The 16,809-nt window shown below is 41.3% G+C and carries 18 protein-coding genes; 4 read left to right on the plus strand and 14 right to left on the minus strand.

Translation table 11 applies throughout. The features are described 5' to 3' along the window. Window positions 1-67: 67 nt before the first annotated feature. The 10 genes from WC743_RS18835 to WC743_RS18880 all read right to left on the minus strand — a co-directional run bounded on the left by WC743_RS18835 (window position 68) and on the right by WC743_RS18880 (window position 9,194). Window positions 68-1,771, minus strand: coding sequence for a tetratricopeptide repeat protein (locus WC743_RS18835; RefSeq protein WP_373014450.1), 1,704 nt, complete (start codon window positions 1,769-1,771; stop codon window positions 68-70). Window positions 1,772-1,802: 31 nt separating this feature from the next. After that, window positions 1,803-2,726, minus strand: a complete 924-nt coding sequence (locus WC743_RS18840) for a PstS family phosphate ABC transporter substrate-binding protein (protein WP_373014451.1) — start codon at window positions 2,724-2,726, stop codon at window positions 1,803-1,805. Continuing rightward, window positions 2,707-2,946, minus strand: a complete 240-nt coding sequence (locus WC743_RS18845; protein ID WP_373014453.1) for a hypothetical protein — start codon at window positions 2,944-2,946, stop codon at window positions 2,707-2,709. The genes WC743_RS18840 and WC743_RS18845 overlap by 20 nt, the downstream gene beginning before the upstream one ends. An 8-nt stretch (window positions 2,947-2,954) precedes the next feature. Further along, entirely contained in the window at window positions 2,955-3,779 is an 825-nt protein-coding gene (locus WC743_RS18850) for an energy transducer TonB (RefSeq protein ID WP_373014454.1), read from the minus strand. A 49-nt stretch (window positions 3,780-3,828) separates the two neighbouring features. Further along, window positions 3,829-4,362: an ExbD/TolR family protein gene (locus tag WC743_RS18855; RefSeq protein ID WP_373014456.1), complete on the minus strand. Its 534-nt coding sequence runs from the start codon at window positions 4,360-4,362 to the stop codon at window positions 3,829-3,831. A 6-nt stretch (window positions 4,363-4,368) separates the two neighbouring features. Next, entirely contained in the window at window positions 4,369-4,986 is a 618-nt protein-coding gene (locus WC743_RS18860) for an ExbD/TolR family protein (RefSeq protein WP_373014457.1), read from the minus strand. An 85-nt stretch (window positions 4,987-5,071) separates the two neighbouring features. Further along, the gene (locus WC743_RS18865) at window positions 5,072-5,914 is read right to left on the minus strand and encodes a MotA/TolQ/ExbB proton channel family protein (RefSeq protein WP_373014459.1); all 843 of its coding nucleotides are present in this window, start codon (window positions 5,912-5,914) and stop codon (window positions 5,072-5,074) included. A 297-nt stretch (window positions 5,915-6,211) separates the two neighbouring features. Continuing rightward, the gene (gene pckA / locus WC743_RS18870; protein WP_373014461.1) at window positions 6,212-7,816 is read right to left on the minus strand and encodes a phosphoenolpyruvate carboxykinase (ATP); all 1,605 of its coding nucleotides are present in this window, start codon (window positions 7,814-7,816) and stop codon (window positions 6,212-6,214) included. Window positions 7,817-7,962: 146 nt separating this feature from the next. Next, window positions 7,963-8,298, minus strand: a complete 336-nt coding sequence (locus WC743_RS18875; protein WP_373014463.1) for a translation initiation factor — start codon at window positions 8,296-8,298, stop codon at window positions 7,963-7,965. Between the two features lie 2 nt (window positions 8,299-8,300). Continuing rightward, complete coding sequence (locus tag WC743_RS18880; RefSeq protein WP_373014465.1) at window positions 8,301-9,194, minus strand: diacylglycerol kinase family protein; 894 nt, start codon at window positions 9,192-9,194, stop codon at window positions 8,301-8,303. A 204-nt stretch (window positions 9,195-9,398) separates the two neighbouring features. On the opposite strand from WC743_RS18880, the gene metK reads away from it, so the two are divergent. Continuing rightward, a complete protein-coding gene (gene metK / locus WC743_RS18885; protein WP_373014467.1) occupies window positions 9,399-10,649 on the plus strand; it encodes a methionine adenosyltransferase in 1,251 nt (416 codons plus the stop codon). A gap of 48 nt (window positions 10,650-10,697) precedes the next feature. Here the strand turns inward: metK and WC743_RS18890 are convergent, their stop codons facing one another. Next, window positions 10,698-11,324 (minus strand): ABATE domain-containing protein, encoded by a 627-nt coding sequence (locus WC743_RS18890; RefSeq protein WP_373014469.1) that lies wholly within the window; start codon window positions 11,322-11,324, stop codon window positions 10,698-10,700. A gap of 104 nt (window positions 11,325-11,428) precedes the next feature. Here WC743_RS18890 and WC743_RS18895 point away from each other — a divergent pair, with 104 nt between their 5' ends. The 3 genes from WC743_RS18895 to WC743_RS18905 all read left to right on the plus strand — a co-directional run bounded on the left by WC743_RS18895 (window position 11,429) and on the right by WC743_RS18905 (window position 13,811). Further along, a complete protein-coding gene (locus WC743_RS18895; RefSeq protein ID WP_373014471.1) occupies window positions 11,429-12,355 on the plus strand; it encodes an EamA family transporter in 927 nt (308 codons plus the stop codon). A 96-nt stretch (window positions 12,356-12,451) separates the two neighbouring features. Continuing rightward, window positions 12,452-13,036 (plus strand): NUDIX domain-containing protein, encoded by a 585-nt coding sequence (locus WC743_RS18900; protein ID WP_373014473.1) that lies wholly within the window; start codon window positions 12,452-12,454, stop codon window positions 13,034-13,036. A 52-nt stretch (window positions 13,037-13,088) separates the two neighbouring features. Beyond that, window positions 13,089-13,811 (plus strand): lysophospholipid acyltransferase family protein, encoded by a 723-nt coding sequence (locus WC743_RS18905; protein ID WP_373014475.1) that lies wholly within the window; start codon window positions 13,089-13,091, stop codon window positions 13,809-13,811. Between the two features lie 305 nt (window positions 13,812-14,116). On the opposite strand, the gene WC743_RS18910 is transcribed toward WC743_RS18905, so the two are convergent. The 3 genes from WC743_RS18910 to WC743_RS18920 form a co-directional block, all read right to left on the minus strand. Beyond that, window positions 14,117-14,983, minus strand: a complete 867-nt coding sequence (locus WC743_RS18910) for a neutral zinc metallopeptidase (RefSeq protein ID WP_373014477.1) — start codon at window positions 14,981-14,983, stop codon at window positions 14,117-14,119. Between the two features lie 88 nt (window positions 14,984-15,071). Then, a complete protein-coding gene (locus WC743_RS18915) occupies window positions 15,072-15,428 on the minus strand; it encodes a VOC family protein (protein ID WP_373014479.1) in 357 nt (118 codons plus the stop codon). 44 nt (window positions 15,429-15,472) lie between these two features. Then, on the minus strand, window positions 15,473-16,804 hold the full coding sequence (locus tag WC743_RS18920) for a M20/M25/M40 family metallo-hydrolase (protein ID WP_373014481.1): 1,332 nt from the start codon (window positions 16,802-16,804) through the stop codon (window positions 15,473-15,475). Between the last annotated feature and the right edge of the window lie 5 nt (window positions 16,805-16,809).

The following is a 16,809-nucleotide window of genomic DNA, read 5'->3' on the forward strand; positions in this document are numbered from 1 at the left end:
CAAATGAGCGCATAATAAAAAAGGCCTCTTTTTCAAGAGGCCTTTTAATATTCATTAAAATTAAAGGTTATTTCCCCTTTGTGCCACTTTTACGGGCAAAGAATGCTGCTGCCTGCTTATTAGTAGGGTCAAACTCTTTTGCCTTGGTAAAGCTTTCAGTTGCTTTCGCGTCGTCTTTCTCTTTATACTGATAGAAAAGACCAAGGTAAGCATATGCTTCAGCTATAGGTTTCTTTCCTTTTTCATCAGTTGGCGGGTTAGCGGTCATTAACTGAATATATTGCTCGTAATATGGTTTAGCTAAACCTTTAATATTATTACGGTCTTTATCCATATAATCTTTTACCCTTGCCCTTAATAGTACAACCGGTGCAACCGGTGCTGTTGCTTTATGCTCAATATAGCTAAAAGCGGTATCTGCTTTTACAAGCAATGTTGAATCGGGGGTTGGCTTTGGTTTTGCAGTGCTAAACAGCTGATCTTCATAAGCGATATAGTAGCTACGGCCTGCAGCCAGGTAATCATTCAATGATACCCTTCTTGCTTTGGTAACATATTTCATATAAGCATCACCGGCTTTTTCATATTTCTTGTTCGCATATAATGATTTTGCGATCTCAACATATACATCGGCCTGTGTGGTATCTAAGTCGTATGCTTTTTGCAGGGAGTGGATACCCAATGAATCTTGCTGATTAGCTATTTGTATACGGCCTAAGTATAAATAATCACGAGGGATTACACGTTTAGGATCGGCTTTAGTAACCCAGGTATTCATTGCTGTTAAAGCAGCAGGGTAATCTTTATTTTCAAAAGCTGAGTAAGCCAGGTAACGATAGGTCCTTAAGTTTCCGTTAGCTACTTTTGATAAAGCAGCAGCTTCTGTTTGTAAGGTTTTAAAATCACCTGCATAAAGCAAGAAATCCGCATAACGCATTCTTGACTCTACAGACATATCTGTTAATGCTATGTATTTACGGTATTGCTCTAAGCCTTCCTTAACTTTAGCTGATGCCATTTTAGGGTCTCTTAATGACCAACGGATGTCGGTCTCAGCCCATTCACGGTAAGCGGGGCCAAAGTTAGGGTCAATAACTAATGCTTCTTTAAACTGCTTTTCAGAGTCTTCGTAGTTATCAGCATATCTCCAAAGCACGCCGGTTGCTACTTTTGCGTTAGCTAACTTAGGGTCAAGTTCTAAAGCATTTTGGTAGTTACCCAAAGCTTCGGTGCTTTTTAATTGCGTGCGGTAAGCATCACCCAATGTCACTAACAGTTCAGCATCTTTAGGGTTAACTGCTTTGCCTTTATTTAATACTGCTATAGCAGCATTGGCATCCGCAGGATTAACTTTACCTTCTGTAGCATTTAACAAATAGCCTTTACCAATATAAACATATGGTTTGCTGTTTTTACCTGCTAAAGCAATAGCCTGGTTAAAATTAGTTGTTGCAGTGTTTTTATCTTTATCAATAAAAGCAGCAACACCTAAACCTGCATAGTTAAGTGCAGATTTGGCACTTACAGAGATTCCCTTTGTGAAAACTGTTTTTGCAGAATCCGGGTAATCTTGCAAGATGTACACCCATCCCAAATAAAAATAGTTCTCATCCTTATCTGCCTGGGTAACGGTTAAATTTTTAAGCATTGATTTAGCTTTCTGATATTGCTCGGCATCAATTGCTTTTTTGGCGTCGGCCAAACTTTGCGCAAAAACTGATGAGCCAATAAATATCAGTGCTAATACTAACTTGCTTATCTTACTGATCATTTTCATCTTAGTTTTGAATGTATGTATTAATTTAGTGTGTTATGTTTATTTCCCTTGACGGGATAGAATCAGGTAGTAAGCCCGATCTTAATATTATCCTTTGTCCTCGTTCGCTTGCTAAAAACCCTGCGAATCCGGCCCCTAATCCTTTTTTTCCTGTGCAATCAATTATATATAGTGACCGGCTCAAAGGATATGTCTTTTGGACAAGGGTAGTTTGCGAAGGTTTAAAGTATTCGTTTGGCGCAATTTTGCTTTTCTCATCTCTAACCCCTACAATTTTCACCTTATTCACCGCATCAGCATAATCATCATCAGGGTCATTAAGCCAGCTAAAGCCTGTTATACCAATAGCATCGGTATGTGTACTTACGTATTTTATAACTTCTTTATTAGATTTTAAAGCGTAAATATTTTTCTGCTTAAAATCCTTATTACCTGATATTTGCTTCAAATACCTTACCAAACTTGAGTTAGGGTTATCAAAAACTATACTTTTGTCAGTTTTTGACTGACCATTTAGCATTTTAACTATTTCACTAACTGTTATTGTGGTATCATTTGACGCCTGGTTAACTATAAGTGCCACAGCATCAATAGCAAATTTGCTTATTACAGGAGGCAATGTACGCCTTTTAAACAAACCAACCTCGGCAGTGTCCAGATTTCGGGCCAAAATTGCTACCCTTACACTGTCATTTAACAAAGTATTTAGAACTAACGCTTCCGGCTTATATTTTATTATAGGGTTAGCATCCGGATACATCGCTTTAAATACATACACTTCCTCATCAACAATCGGAGAAAATGACTCATCTGCTACAAAAGTTGTGGTGCCGGCTAAAAGCTTATCAGCTTGTGAGGCTTTTTTATCACCCTGTTTGCAACTCTGGACTGCTACAAGAAAAGCCGATCCCAGCAATATATTTCTTAAACTAAGCTTCATCAACTTCATCAGGATCTTTTCTTAAATAGCGCGAAAAACGCAATACCGCATAAATAAGGATAACTACTCCAAATATGGTTCTTTGTGTTTGCGGAAATTCTCCCGGAAACTTATCCCAAAAAATAAGACCGAGCCCCATTATACAAAAACCGATGAATGCAGTAACTCCTAAAATAAGCAAAAACCGCCTTTTGGGCGATTTTTGCTTCTTATTGTTATTTGATAACATTTGCTCTGTTATTCTTGTGCCAGCGCAAACTGTACCGGTACGCTATATTGTACACGTACAGGGCGGCCGTTTTGTATACCTGGTTTCCACTTAGGCGATGCCTTTAGTGCACGTATAGCTTCTTCGTCGCAACCGCTGCCAATTCCTCTAACAACTCTAATATCAGTTAAAGAACCGTCTCTTTCCACAACGAACGTTAATATTACACGTCCTTGTACGTTGTTTTCCCTTGCAATTGCAGGGTAACGGATCGCTTTACTTAAATAAGCGTTGAATTTTGCATCACCACCAGGGAAAGCCGGTGATTGCTCAACCGCTGTAAAGATCTGGTTAGGATTTTCTTCAACTACTTGTTTAATATCTGAGTTACCTACCGGCTCATCAATTCTGATGTCGGCGTTAGGGTCACCTTTCTGGTCTTTCTGGCCAGGGTCAGCAACTTCAAGTTCTTTAACCGTTGGCGGATCTTTCTCGCGGATCTCATTATCCGGTTTTACAACCAGAGGAGGGAAACGCACTTGATCTACCTTTGGTTTAGGTGGCTCTGGTGGCGGTGGTGGCGGTTTCACTTTATTATCCATAGGGGGAGGTGGCAAAACAACTTCGGTTATTTTCACCTTCTCATCCGCCTTAGGAATGAACCCTTCGATCTTATTGATGATTGTTTTTAAGGATATAAGAAAAACAAATACTACTATGCCAATAACAAGGGCCCTGTTAGTGTGACGAGGGTTGTCCTTTCTTAATTCATAAGCACCATATGCTTTATTACGGCCATAAAAAACAACGTCAATCCATTGCTGGTTTAATATGTCTAATTTTGATCCAAACATCTTTTAGGCATTAATATTAATAACGTTAATTTTACTTCTTTTTAGTCCTTTAAAAAAGGCCATCTCTCTTTAGCAATTCAATTTCCGCAGGTGTAATATCACCAACAGCGAATGACTGAACGGCTGCGATCTTCATTTCGTCAAGCGCGTCAACCAAATTTTTATAATTTGCTTTATCGCTTGGCTTAATAATAACGATCATATACTTGCCGCTTTCAGCCTGTATCCTTTTGCCTTCTTCAATAAGCGCCTTACGGATACCATTTTTACCATAAGTATCTGGTGTAGGGGCCGATTTACCAGGTTCACCAACAAACCATTCCAATTTGTTATTAGCACCTAATAACAGGGTCATGGTACGTGAGGCAGGTACAGGTAACTGGTCTGTAATTTTCTCGTCCTTATCAGGCATGGTAACATCCATTGCCTTAGGTTTTGCCAGCGTAGTAGTTAGGATAAAGAAAGTGATCAGCAAGAACGCCAGATCCACCATTGCTGTTAGATCTATACGCGTTGAAGCTTTTTTACTTCTTACTTTTCCGCCCTTTTTCCCCCCGCCGGAGGAGGTGTCTAATTCTGCCATTGTTTATTATTTTTTAGGCGCAGCTCTAAGCGTCGTAATTAAACTGAATTTGTTAACTTTTTGTTTTTGCAGAACAGTGATAAGCTTTTTAATTGTAGGATACTCTTCTCTATTATCTCCTTTAATAGCTATAAACAATGCCTTGTTATGCAATGATGCGCCAACCTTCCGCGCTTCCCTGATCCAGTCAGATAATTCATTATTAGCAGTGGTATCATGTGGGATACCTGTCTGCTTAAAATTTTTCCTCTGATTAACATCTAAGGACAGAAAGTACTTTAACTGATTAATAGGCACACCAAATATGTTGGTTCCTATAAACTTGTTTTGCTCTTCTGGGGTAAAATTAATATTATATTTTTGACCCATTTGTATCAAAGTCTGTTTACGGATATCAGCACCATCAACAGTATAAAACACCTTGCCCTGGCCAACGGTTAATAACAACACGTTTTCATCAGCAATTGGCACTTCATAGCTTGAAGGCGGTATATCTACAGGAACCGGGTCTTGCGGCCGTGGTTTAGCAGTTAAAATAAAGAAGGTAAGCAACAGGAAAGCAACATCGCACATAGCCGTCATGTCTATATGTGTACTCTTTCTGGGAACTTTTACTCTTGCCATTTTGTAAATTTAAAAATTATTAGTGTGAAAATCAAATTAATCCCAAATTATATTTTGTTATAACGGGAAAACAGGCACTAATATTTTACGCTCTGCTATTTTTGTGCGATGCAGCAAATGTTTGTACTATGCTGAAACCTGTTTCATCAATTGCATAAGTTAACTTATCAATTTTTGATGTGAACACGTTGTACATAACAATTGATACAGCTGATGTCATGATACCTAATGCAGTATTTACCAATGCTTCAGAGATACTGTTTGATAATGCAGTTGGGTTAGCAGCACCACCGGCACCAAGCTCACCAAAGGCCTTGATCATACCCACAACCGTACCTAACAAACCAGTTAATGTACCGATAGATACTAATGTTGCGATGATAGTTAAGTTTTGCTCTAACATTGGCATTTCTAATGCTGTTGCTTCTTCAATGTCTTTTTGGATAGCTAAAGTTTTTTGGTCAACATCTAATGTTTGATCAATTTCCATTTCGCTGTATTTTTTAAGACCTGATTTAATAACGTTAGCTACTGAACCTTTTTGTTTGTCGCATTCTGCACTTGCTGCTGCGATGTTACCTGCGTTTAAGAAAGATTGAACTCTTTTTACAAAGCCTTCAACACTACCTGTACCAGATGCTTTGCCAATTACAACTAACCTTTCGATTGAGAATACAATAACCATTAATACATACGACATAATCAGAGGTACGATAACCCCACCTTTGTGTACGGTACCGAACATATCGATTGGTTCGCCGGCTGTTGGATCACCGCCTTTAAAGTGGCTTGGGTCGCCCAGGATGAATATGTAGATCAAAATAGCTACCGCTATGCAAATTGGAATGGTCAAAGATGCAAATGCGCCGGATGCACTTGAGCTTTCTTTTGTTACAGGAGTAGTTGGTTTTGTTGGTGCGTTTGCCATTACTTTTAATTTTTAGTTTTCGTTTTGTTTAGAATATAAGTTAATAAAAAATGTGTGCGCATTAAGCGAATAACAAAAATAGAATTTAAATGAAATAAAAAAACTATTTCTGCAATTCTTTATAATAATTTAATATACAGGGCCAGAACATTTGTAAATTGGTAATACATAACGCTCTTTAACCAAAAAATTGTGCTTGCCCCAAGCAATTTTTTTACAATAAAACCCATTTTTTTTAATAATAGCAAGTCGCAACACATAAAAAGTGTGTAACTAACATGATATAGTTGCGTCTAATTAAACCGCTAAAGACACATTGGGGCCCGCATTTGCTATTTCGGCAATATTATAATTAATATATTTTTCGAAGTTCTTAACAAACGCTATTGCTAAATTGTTTATTGCGTCATCATAAGATTCTGGATCCGGCCATGTCTTTTTAGGGTCAAGCACATGATCAGGAACATTTGGGCAGCTTACCGGCATGGCCAGGTTAAATATAGGATGGAGTTGATAGTTAACATTTTCAAGCTCGCCATTTAGCGCGGCTGTGATCATGGCACGGGTAAAAGATAATTTCATACGGTTGCCTGTACCATAAGGCCCGCCTGTCCAGCCGGTGTTTACCAGCCATACGTTCACCTGGTGGTCTTTTATCTTTTGCCCCAGCAATTTTGCGTAGGCTACCGGATGCAATGGCAAAAAAGCTTCGCCAAAACAGGCCGAGAATGTAGCTTTAGGCTGAGTTATGCCAGCTTCTGTCCCGGGAATTTTAGCTGTATAGCCCGATATAAAATGATACATTGCCTGCTCCGGGGTTAATTTTGATATCGGCGGCAGTATGCCAAAGGCATCGGCAGTTAAAAAGAATATATTTTTTGGCGATGCCCCTATTGAGGGGGTTACCGCGTTATCTACATTATATAACGGATAGGCTACACGTGTATTTTCGGTTTTATCAATATTAGAGAAATTAACGCGGCGGGTGCCGGGTACAAAGTTTACGTTCTCCAGCAAAGCGCCATATTGTATAGCATTAAATATCTGTGGTTCTTTTTCGGCGGTAAGGCCCGCGCATTTCGCATAGCACCCACCCTCAAAATTAAATATGGTATAATCGCTCCAGCCATGTTCATCATCACCTATCAGGCAACGTTCCGGATCTGCGGAGAGGGTTGTTTTGCCCGTTCCGGACAATCCAAAGAATATAGCAGTATCGCCTTTATTGCCGGCATTGGCAGAGCAATGCATGGAAAGCACCTTTTTGTCATGAGGCAGTAAAAAGTTTAAAACAGAAAAAATACCTTTCTTGATCTCGCCGGTGTAACCTGTGCCGCCTATCAGTATTATTTTTTTGCCGAAGTTGATGATAGCGAAATTACTTTGGCGGGTACCATCTGTTTCCGGATCGGCCTTAAAGCCGGGGGCGGCTATAATAGTCCACTCGGGCTGGTTATTTGCATTAACAACCTCGGGCCTTATAAATAAGTGGTGTACAAAAAGATTTTGATAAGCCGTTTCTGTAACCACACGAATATCTATATGATACTTTTCATTAGCGCAGGCGCAGGAATCGCGCACAAAAATTTCTTTATCTGCCAGGTAGGCCGTTACTTTATTATATAGCTTATCAAATTTACCGGCATCAAATTTAATATTGATATCGCCCCACCAAACGCTGTCGGCCGTTATCTCGTCAACCACAATAAACCTGTCTTTGGGCGAACGCCCGGTAAACTCACCTGTGTCAATTGCAAGAGCGCCGCATTCGGTTAAAATGCCTTCGTTCCTTTTTATAGCGGCTTCAACAAGTTGTGCAGGGTTTAATTGAAATAAAATTTGTGGGGTATTAGCCAGGCCAAGATAACCCAGATCGGGTACCTGATTATTCGTTCTGTTCATTAAAAGAGATTTATAATTGGTTACCCCAAATTACTCTTTTAATACACTAAGAAACAAGTATTTTGGTATATATTTTTACATAATGTATGTTTTACACACTATATAACGCATTGATAGTCAGTCACTACAAATATAAAACCAATACACTATCCCCCTGCCTTTTTAGCTTTGTAGCCATCAATTTGCAACAGGCTCAATACCTTATCCCTAAAGTCGCCCTGTATCAGTATCTCGCCATCTTTTACAGATCCGCCTACCCCGCATTTTGTTTTTAGCTTTTTGCCAATTGCTTCCAGGTCATCCACTGTGCCAATAAAGCCGTTAATACGGGTCACCAGCTTGCTGCCGCCTTTGCGGTCAAGGTATATTTTTAAGTTTTGCTGTTGCGGCGGAAGCGTTTGCATACCATCGCCGCCCTCTTCCTGGTATTGAAAATCAGGATCGGTAGAATACATTATACCGGTAAATTTTTTCTTTGCCATGTTTAACCGTTTTTATATGAACCGCCAACAATAACTTTTAGTGCACCGGGCACCACATCTATTTTAATTTCGGCGCCTTCTATCTGCGGCTCGCCATCTAAATGTACCGGGCCCGGTTTTGAGCGTGTAATAATAATATGCTTTCCTTTTATAATTTCAACAAACTGTGAACTGTCTGCCGTTTTGGTAAACATACGCAAACCCATTTCGGGGAAACGATATAGCGGGAAAGGCTTAATAATACAAACATCAAGCAAACCATCCTGCACCGATGCCGTTGGCGATACATGCGCATTGTTACCATATTGTGATGAGTTGGCCATACTTAGCATAAATGCTTCGCGCTCGTATTTTACACCGTCAATATCCAGCTTATATAGCTGGGGTTCGTATTTATTAATTTCTTGAAGAGACGATTTAAAGTAGCTGATAAAGCCGCGCTTTTTACTGCCGTGCGCAAATACATGGCTAATGTGCGCGTCAAAACCCATACCTGCCATATTAAAAAACCAATGCCCATTCATTTTGCCGGCATCAATGCTTATAGTACGGCCCTTATTAAATGTTGCAAATGCGCCCTCTACATCCATTGGGATACTTAAGAAACGGGAAAGCCCGTTTCCTGACCCGTAAGGAATTATGGCCAGTACAGAGTTGGTACCGGCTATTGCAGATGCTACTTCATTAACTGTACCATCGCCGCCTACGGCTGCAATAATATCATATTTACCGGCGGCCTGTTTGGCTATATCCCGTGCATCAGAAATACCGGTGCTAAACGTGGTCTCGAAATCAAAAATAGTTGAATCAACGTATTTTTGTATCAGGTCCGGCACACCTTCTTTCTTCTTTCCTCCCGATACTGGGTTTATTATAAATAACGCTTTCCTTTTCAACTAAATAGCTTTTCGTCGCCAAAAGTAAATGTATTTTCGGCTTTGTGAAAAATTGTTTTATTTTTGCCATCCGAAAGTGGACTGATTTATTGCCCCTGAAACATTGGGACCAAATTGCAACCACGTAAAAAAGTGCTAAAAACTGCTCCTTTTACTGCGTTTCAAGTAAACCTGCTCCTTTCGATTTAACGTTTATAACATAACATGCCATATTTATTTACCTCAGAATCCGTGTCAGAAGGACACCCGGATAAAGTAGCTGATCAAATATCAGATGCGTTAATTGATAATTTTTTAGCTTTTGACCCCGAATCGAAAGTTGCCTGTGAAACATTGGTAACAACCGGCCTGGTAGTTTTGGCTGGCGAGGTTAAATCAAAAGCTTACTTAGATGTGCAAAAAATCGCCCGTGAAGTGATCAATAAAATTGGTTACACCAAAGGCGAATATATGTTTGACGGCAACTCATGCGCTGTGCTTTCTGCCATTCACGAACAATCACCTGATATTAACCAGGGTGTTGACCGCCAGGCTAAAGAAGACCAGGGCGCCGGCGACCAGGGTATGATGTTTGGTTATGCAACTGTTGAAACTGATAACTATATGCCACTGGCTTTAGATATTGCTCACGCTTTATTAATTGAATTAGCCGCCATCCGCCGCGAGAGTACTGATATTGATTATTTGCGCCCTGATGCAAAATCACAGGTAACTTTGGAGTATGACGACAATAACCAGCCTACCCGTATTGATGCGATAGTGATATCAACCCAGCATGATGATTTTGATGAGGAAGAAGTAATGCTTAAAAAGATAAGCAGCGATATCATTGGCATACTTATTCCAAGGGTACAGGCTAAATATCCTAAATACGCGCACTTCTTTAACAATGATATTAAATACCACATTAACCCAACCGGTAAATTTGTTATTGGCGGCCCGCATGGCGATTCCGGCTTAACAGGCCGTAAAATTATTGTGGATACCTACGGTGGCAAAGGCGCGCACGGTGGTGGTGCATTTTCTGGTAAAGACCCTTCAAAAGTTGACCGTTCTGCAGCATACGCTACCCGCCACATTGCAAAAAACCTGGTAGCTGCCGGTGTTTGCGATGAAGTTTTGGTACAGGTATCATACGCTATTGGTGTTGCACAGCCTATGGGTATTTATATAAATACTTACGGTACCAGCAAACTTGATATAACCGATGGCGAAATTGCTTTAAAGGTTGAGCAAATATTTAACATGACGCCTTATGCAATAGAAACACGTTTTAAATTGCGTAACCCTATTTATAGTGAAACTGCCGCTTATGGCCACTTTGGTAAGCCAAGCGAAACGGTAACTAAAACCTTTACCAGCCCGGAAGGCCGCGTTGTAACCAGCGAAGTTGAGCTGTTTACATGGGAAAAACTGGACTATGTAGATAAAGTAAAAGCAGCCTTTGGCTTATAATACCAGGCACAAATAACATACAGGCGCAGCATTTATGTTGCGCCTTTTTTATGCACCTGCTTTTTTTGCCTTTTGGCGATGGTAATAACGGGTGGCTTTATCAATGCTGCCACACTCCAGCGGGTTGCACCAGCGGCGGGTATGGGTACGGCTCTTATCTAAAAACAACCATCCACAGGCCGAGCATTCCTTAACATATTTTGATTCGGCGACGGTTAAAATATCATAGGCAGATTTCATTATCTTCCATAACGGTGCAGAAAGATCATTATCCTGGTTTAACCAAACCGTATTTGGCCCGGCACTAGTGTTCTCAAAGCCAATATGCTGCAATGCCTCTGTAAGCAACTCGTTAAAGCCTTCTAACACATCAGCTTCAATAGCTTTCCCATCGGCTTTTGCCGAAAAGAACCGGTATAACAGTTCACGGGCTAAAATAACATGGTGGTAAGCGGTAATTGCCTTAGCCGGAGATTGATGAGCTATAGTCTCATACTGCTTTACTTCTTTAGCACTAACGAGATTTAACTTAATACACCACTGTAGAAATGCGGCATAGTTAGGCAGATATTCATGAAATACATCCTTTTTACGGGTTTGTACGGTATTAATAAAGTCAAGGCACAATAAGCCCCCATCTAAAGGCAAATTGGTTATATCCCTCTCTTTACTCATATTAAGTCAAATATATATTAATCTTTACTATCGTAATATTTAAAGATAGTAAAAACTTTATAACTTTACCAGCGTTACTTCTCAAGGTGGTAAAAATAATAATTATGAAAGACAAAGCTATATCGCCATTATTAATTGCATCCGCATTTTTTAACATTTATATTATATGGGGATCAACCTATCTGGCGGTAGCATATGGGTTAAAAAGCTTCCCTCCTTTTATACTGGTTGGCCTGCGTTATCTTGCTGCCGGAGGAATTATGCTTGCATGGTGCAAACTAAAGGGCGAGCAACTGCCCGAAACAAAGTTTTTGCTAAAGCAGGCGCTAAGCGGCACACTAATGCTGGTTGGTGGCACCGGTATGATAGCCTGGGCCGAACAGTACATCAGCTCTGGCCAGGCGGCTATATTGGTAGCCACCGAGCCCCTTATGTTTTTGCTGATAGACCGGAAACGCTGGTCGGAATATTTTTCTAATAAATATATACTGGGTGGCCTTATAATAGGCTTTACCGGCATCTTCCTGTTTTTAAGATTGGGCGTGGCTGTGGTTAACCCATCGCCAATGGCTACCATTGCCAGTATAGTGGTTTTGTTTAGTGCCATGCTTTGGGTGTTTGGCTCGCTAATCACTAAGGATAGCAAGGGCAAAAGCTCAACCATAATGAATGCCGGCATACAACTCTTAGCAGCCGGAATTGCAAGTGCTATTATCGCGTTTTGTAAAAGTGAGCAGGTTGGCTTTTCATTTGGCAATGTAACCTGGCAAGCCTGGGGCGGTTTGGTTTTTTTAATTATTATGGGGTCGTTGGTGGCTTATTTATCCTTCGTTTGGCTTATTAGTATAAAGCCGCCGGCCATTATTAGTACCCATACCTATGTGAACCCGGTAGTAGCCGTTTTTTTAGGTTGGCTGCTAATAAATGAAAGTGTAAATATTGCACAGCTCTTAAGCCTGATAATAATTTTGGTTGGGATACTGCTGGTAAATGTGCCGGGGTATAGGAGACGGAAAGGAATGGCTGGATAAATATTTTTCACAAATTTTTCCGCCTGTTTTCCAGCTCAAACACTTACAAAAACCTCTAAATTTCACTAAATATCTCTAAATACCGTCTAAAATTTCGTGTCTACCCGTATATTTATCGCCATGCACCACCCCGAAGAAAACCCCTGGACCATCCAATCCGAAGAAGAAAAATATGACAACCCCTGGATAAATGTGACCGAGTACCAGGTCATCAATCCATCGGGCAACCCGGGCATTTATGGCAAGGTGCATTTTAAAAACCTGGCCATTGGTGTACTGCCGCTTGATGAAGAGATGAACACCTACCTGGTTGGTCAGTACCGTTTTGTGCTTAATGAGTACAGCTGGGAAATACCCGAAGGCGGCGGCATTATAGGCACAGATCCGTTAGAGGCCGCCAAACGGGAATTGCTGGAAGAGACCGGACTAAAGGCATCACAGTGGACAGAGCTACAGCGCATGCACCTATCCAACTCGGTATGCGACGAGCTGAGCATTGTTTACCTTGCCCGCGGACTGGAACAGCACGAAGCCGAACCCGAGGATACCGAACAACTGATAGTTAATAAAGTGCCTTTTGAAGAAGTATACCGTATGGTTTGTGCCGGCGAAATTACCGACTCGGTAACGGTGGGCGCTATTTTAAAAGCCCGCTTAATGCAGTTAGAAAACACGTTATAAATAAGTTAAAACATTTATCACTTTCTCAAAAAAAGCTAAATTTGCGGCGTTAATGAAAAAGTTATTAGGCTATATCCTGTCGCCATTTGTCATTGCTGCATTTTTTTTGTTACTGGTGATATTCCATCCCATACAGTGGATGTGCTATAACTGGGGCGGGTATAAAGCGCATAAACGATCTGTTGATATTTTAAATTTCTTCCTGTTTCATACCGCCTATATTATGGGGAGCAGTGTTACTTTTACAAATAAGTACGATTTGCCGCTTGATAGGCCAATGATATTTTTAGCCAACCATCAAAGCATTTTTGATATCCCCCCGCTGATATATTACCTCAGAAAATATCATGCAAAGTTTATATCAAAGTTAGAGCTTACCAAGGGCGTGCCATCCATATCCTACAATTTAAAGGTTGGCGGCGGTGCCAATATCGACAGGAAAGATCCCCGCCAGTCTATAACCGAGCTGGTGAATTTTGCTAACCGGATGAAGAATAACACCTGGTCTGCGGTGATATTTCCTGAAGGCACCCGCTCAAAAGATGGCAAGGTAAAACCGTTTCAGTCGGCAGGTGTGGCTACTTTATTAAAGAAATGCCCCAATGCCCTATTGGTGCCCATTGCTATAAAAGATTCCTGGAAAATGAGCCGTTATCCTTTAAACCCGTTCACTCGTATGCGCTGGACTGTACTTGAACCCATTGAGCCCGGCAAAACCCCTGCTGATGAGTTAGTGAAAGAGGTGGAAGACAGAATCAGGGCGGTGGTAGAATAATTATCTGATCAGGTACCGTCATGCCGAATTTATTTCGGCATCTCACAAGAAAAGTCACAAACATTTCAGTCGCAAACAAGCAGGAGAGATGCTGAAATAAATTCAGCATGACATTATTCTTCCTACTCTAAGTCCGCAGATGCAAAGGTGTTTTCCCGTGACAGACTTGAGGATTGAGTCATGCTGAGCTTGTCGAAGCATTGTGGGGTGGGCCATTGCGCACCTCCTTCGACAAGCTCAGGATGACCCCGGCAAATATCGTTTCACTCCTCATAATGACATGATTTTACACCTAATCTTGCGCGCTACTCTAAATCTGCAGATGCAAAGGTGTTTCCCTGGCTTACATCGCCTGTTTCATAACCCTTTTTAAACCAGTACATCCGCTGGGCGCTGGTGCCGTGGGTAAAGCTATCGGGCGTAACACTGCCCTGATATTCTTTTTGCAGGCGGTCATCCCCTATTTGGTGGGCGGCATTCAGGGCTTCTTCAATATCACCGGGATCAAGCACATTCTTTACTTTTTGCTCGTAATGCGCCCATACACCGGCATAAAAATCGGCTTGTAGCTCCAATTTAACCGAAAGCTTGTTGTATTCACTCTCGCTTACCTGCCCCCGTGCCTGATCCATTTTAGCGGTAACCCCTAAAAGATCCTGCACATGATGGCCTACCTCATGCGCTATCACATATGCCTGGGCAAAATCTCCGGCTGCCTGAAAACGATTCTGCAGCTCATCAAAAAAAGAAACATCTATATAAACCTTTTGGTCGCCGGGGCAATAGAACGGGCCCGATTGGGAGGAAGCCTCGCCGCAAGCTGTTGATACGCCATCTGTAAAGAATACCATTTTAGGGTCAACGTAAGTTTTGCCCATATCATTAAACAGCTTTGCCCAGATATCTTCGGTATCGGCCAAAACCACCTTCGCGAATTTCCTTTGGGGCGTATCCTTTACACTGCCACCCGGCTGCGTATCTATTTGCTCTGTTTGCTGCGAATTACCCGGCTGCACCTGGTTAAGCACCTGTGATGGATCAATACCGGTAAAGAAGTATATGGCGGCTGCTATTACCCCAATTATACCTCCGCCAAAAGCCAACCCGCGACCACCGCCACCGCTGCCGCCTTCTTCAGTGTTGCTGCTTTCGCGCCTGCCCATCCATTGCATAATATTCTAATTTAGTTTAGCTGATAAACAGTAAGGCCCAAACAATGTTTGAGCCTTACGTATTGTTGAGATATTATTGTTTATTTCTTTAAATAATGGCCTTGCCAAACACCAGCGTGTTACCGTCTATATCGTTAACAGCAAAATCACACATACCATATTCCCTGTCTTCCAGAGGTACAATGATCAGGGCTCCTTTTTCTGAGATCAAATCATAGTAAGCGTCAACTTCATCACAGTCGATACAAAAATGGGCGCCACCGGGAGCTTTCTTTGTTCCCTGATTTGTTGGCCCGTTTAAATGAATGCAGATATCGCCATAGGTCAATCCCATATAATCGCCAAATTTAAAATCGACTTTAAAGCCCAAAATATCTGTGTAATAAGTAGTAGCACTTTGCAGGTCTGTAACATGGATAACAGCAGTTAAGCTTAATGTTTTCATTTAAAAAGGCGTTAAAATAAAACCAATGGTTGTGTCAATACGTCCTACCTATCCAGCTTTGCTACCCGGGTTGGTGTATCCTTACCGGCAACTATACTGCGTGAGCCTAATGCTATTGCCTTTATTGTGGCAATAATATTTTTTACATCCAAACTGCTAAACTCATCGGTAACCTGGTGGTAAAGCTTATCTGTATCAATCTGATCTGTTGAGATGCTATGCGCCGGAACACCTAACCTTGCCAGTGTTGCGTTATCACTCCGGTAAAAAAGATTCTCTTTTACATACGGATCTGGGAAGAATTTGAACTCGGTACCCTCAACGTTCTTTTGTAAGATAGTTCCAAAGTCTGAACGTTCAAAACCTGTGATAAATGCTGTATTAGGCCCAAACTTTGAATCCTTGCCAATCATTTCAATATTAAACATGGCGGTTACCTTGTCGGCATCCAGCTGTTTTGAAAAGTATTGCGAACCAAAGCCACCAATCTCTTCGGCAGTAAAGGCTACAAATACCAGCGTACGCTCGTTATTGTTCAGTTTTTTGAAAAATTTAGCCAGGCTTATCACCGCTGTTGTACCCGATGCATCGTCATCGGCACCGTTTGCAATACTATCGCCATTCATTGGTTTAACAATGCCCAGGTGATCATAATGGCCAGAGAACACAACGTACTCATCAGGTTTTGATTTACCGGGGATCATACCGGCAACGTTAAACAATGGTTTCTCCTGCGATTTAACTTCGTAATTAACCGCAAGCGATTTAACATCATCCAAAGCACCCATTACAAACACTTTGGCATTATCCGCTTTATCGCCCGCTTTTGAGAAAGATGTGCCGCCTCTTTTAGCACGTGCAACTAATCTCTTAAAAAATGACGAATAGCTGGTATCTAACAAAACCAGTGTTTTTTTATCACTTGCCATAAGGCTTTGGTACTCGCTTGCAAAGTTTTTGCCTGCCGGTATTTTCACTACTTCAACACCATCGGCACTTGCCCAGCTAAATGATGCAGAGGCGGTAATAGCCAGGTTATCAGCCGGAACATCAGCACCGTTCAAGGTAACTTTAGCGCTAACAGGCTTGGTTTGCACCATGCTAAAGCTTTGCCTGAAACCGGTATTACCCGCCAGCGGCTTTAAACCGGCCTGTTTAAACTCGCCCTCAATAAATGTGGCGGCTTTATCAATACCCGGCGTGAAGGTTCCACGGCCCTGCATATCATCAGCAGAGAGTGTTTTAATGATGCGCTCAACATCATCAGCTTTAATAAGCTTATCTACATTTTTAGTAAAGCCTACAGCATCCTGGCCAAAGCCAAGTGAAGGCGCTATTGCTAAAGCAGCAAGGGCTGCATACAATTTAATTTTCATACGGT

The organism is Mucilaginibacter sp., from assembly GCF_041660805.1.
GTDB lineage: Bacteria > Bacteroidota > Bacteroidia > Sphingobacteriales > Sphingobacteriaceae > Mucilaginibacter.

Excerpts from the sequence above, each read along its gene's own strand:
- WC743_RS18835 (WP_373014450.1), bottom strand. The coding sequence starts at position 1,771 with ATGATCAGTAAGATAAGCAAGTTAGTATTAGCACTGATATTTATTGGC.
- WC743_RS18840 (WP_373014451.1), bottom strand. The coding sequence starts at position 2,726 with ATGAAGTTGATGAAGCTTAGTTTAAGAAATATATTGCTGGGATCGGCT.
- WC743_RS18845 (WP_373014453.1), bottom strand. The coding sequence starts at position 2,946 with ATGTTATCAAATAACAATAAGAAGCAAAAATCGCCCAAAAGGCGGTTT.
- WC743_RS18850 (WP_373014454.1), bottom strand. The coding sequence starts at position 3,779 with ATGTTTGGATCAAAATTAGACATATTAAACCAGCAATGGATTGACGTT.
- WC743_RS18855 (WP_373014456.1), bottom strand. The coding sequence starts at position 4,362 with ATGGCAGAATTAGACACCTCCTCCGGCGGGGGGAAAAAGGGCGGAAAA.
- WC743_RS18860 (WP_373014457.1), bottom strand. The coding sequence starts at position 4,986 with ATGGCAAGAGTAAAAGTTCCCAGAAAGAGTACACATATAGACATGACG.
- WC743_RS18865 (WP_373014459.1), bottom strand. The coding sequence starts at position 5,914 with ATGGCAAACGCACCAACAAAACCAACTACTCCTGTAACAAAAGAAAGC.
- pckA (WP_373014461.1), bottom strand. The coding sequence starts at position 7,816 with ATGAACAGAACGAATAATCAGGTACCCGATCTGGGTTATCTTGGCCTG.
- WC743_RS18875 (WP_373014463.1), bottom strand. The coding sequence starts at position 8,298 with ATGGCAAAGAAAAAATTTACCGGTATAATGTATTCTACCGATCCTGAT.
- metK (WP_373014467.1), top strand. The coding sequence starts at position 9,399 with ATGCCATATTTATTTACCTCAGAATCCGTGTCAGAAGGACACCCGGAT.
- WC743_RS18890 (WP_373014469.1), bottom strand. The coding sequence starts at position 11,324 with ATGAGTAAAGAGAGGGATATAACCAATTTGCCTTTAGATGGGGGCTTA.
- WC743_RS18895 (WP_373014471.1), top strand. The coding sequence starts at position 11,429 with ATGAAAGACAAAGCTATATCGCCATTATTAATTGCATCCGCATTTTTT.
- WC743_RS18905 (WP_373014475.1), top strand. The coding sequence starts at position 13,089 with ATGAAAAAGTTATTAGGCTATATCCTGTCGCCATTTGTCATTGCTGCA.
- WC743_RS18910 (WP_373014477.1), bottom strand. The coding sequence starts at position 14,983 with ATGCAATGGATGGGCAGGCGCGAAAGCAGCAACACTGAAGAAGGCGGC.
- WC743_RS18915 (WP_373014479.1), bottom strand. The coding sequence starts at position 15,428 with ATGAAAACATTAAGCTTAACTGCTGTTATCCATGTTACAGACCTGCAA.
- WC743_RS18920 (WP_373014481.1), bottom strand. The coding sequence starts at position 16,804 with ATGAAAATTAAATTGTATGCAGCCCTTGCTGCTTTAGCAATAGCGCCT.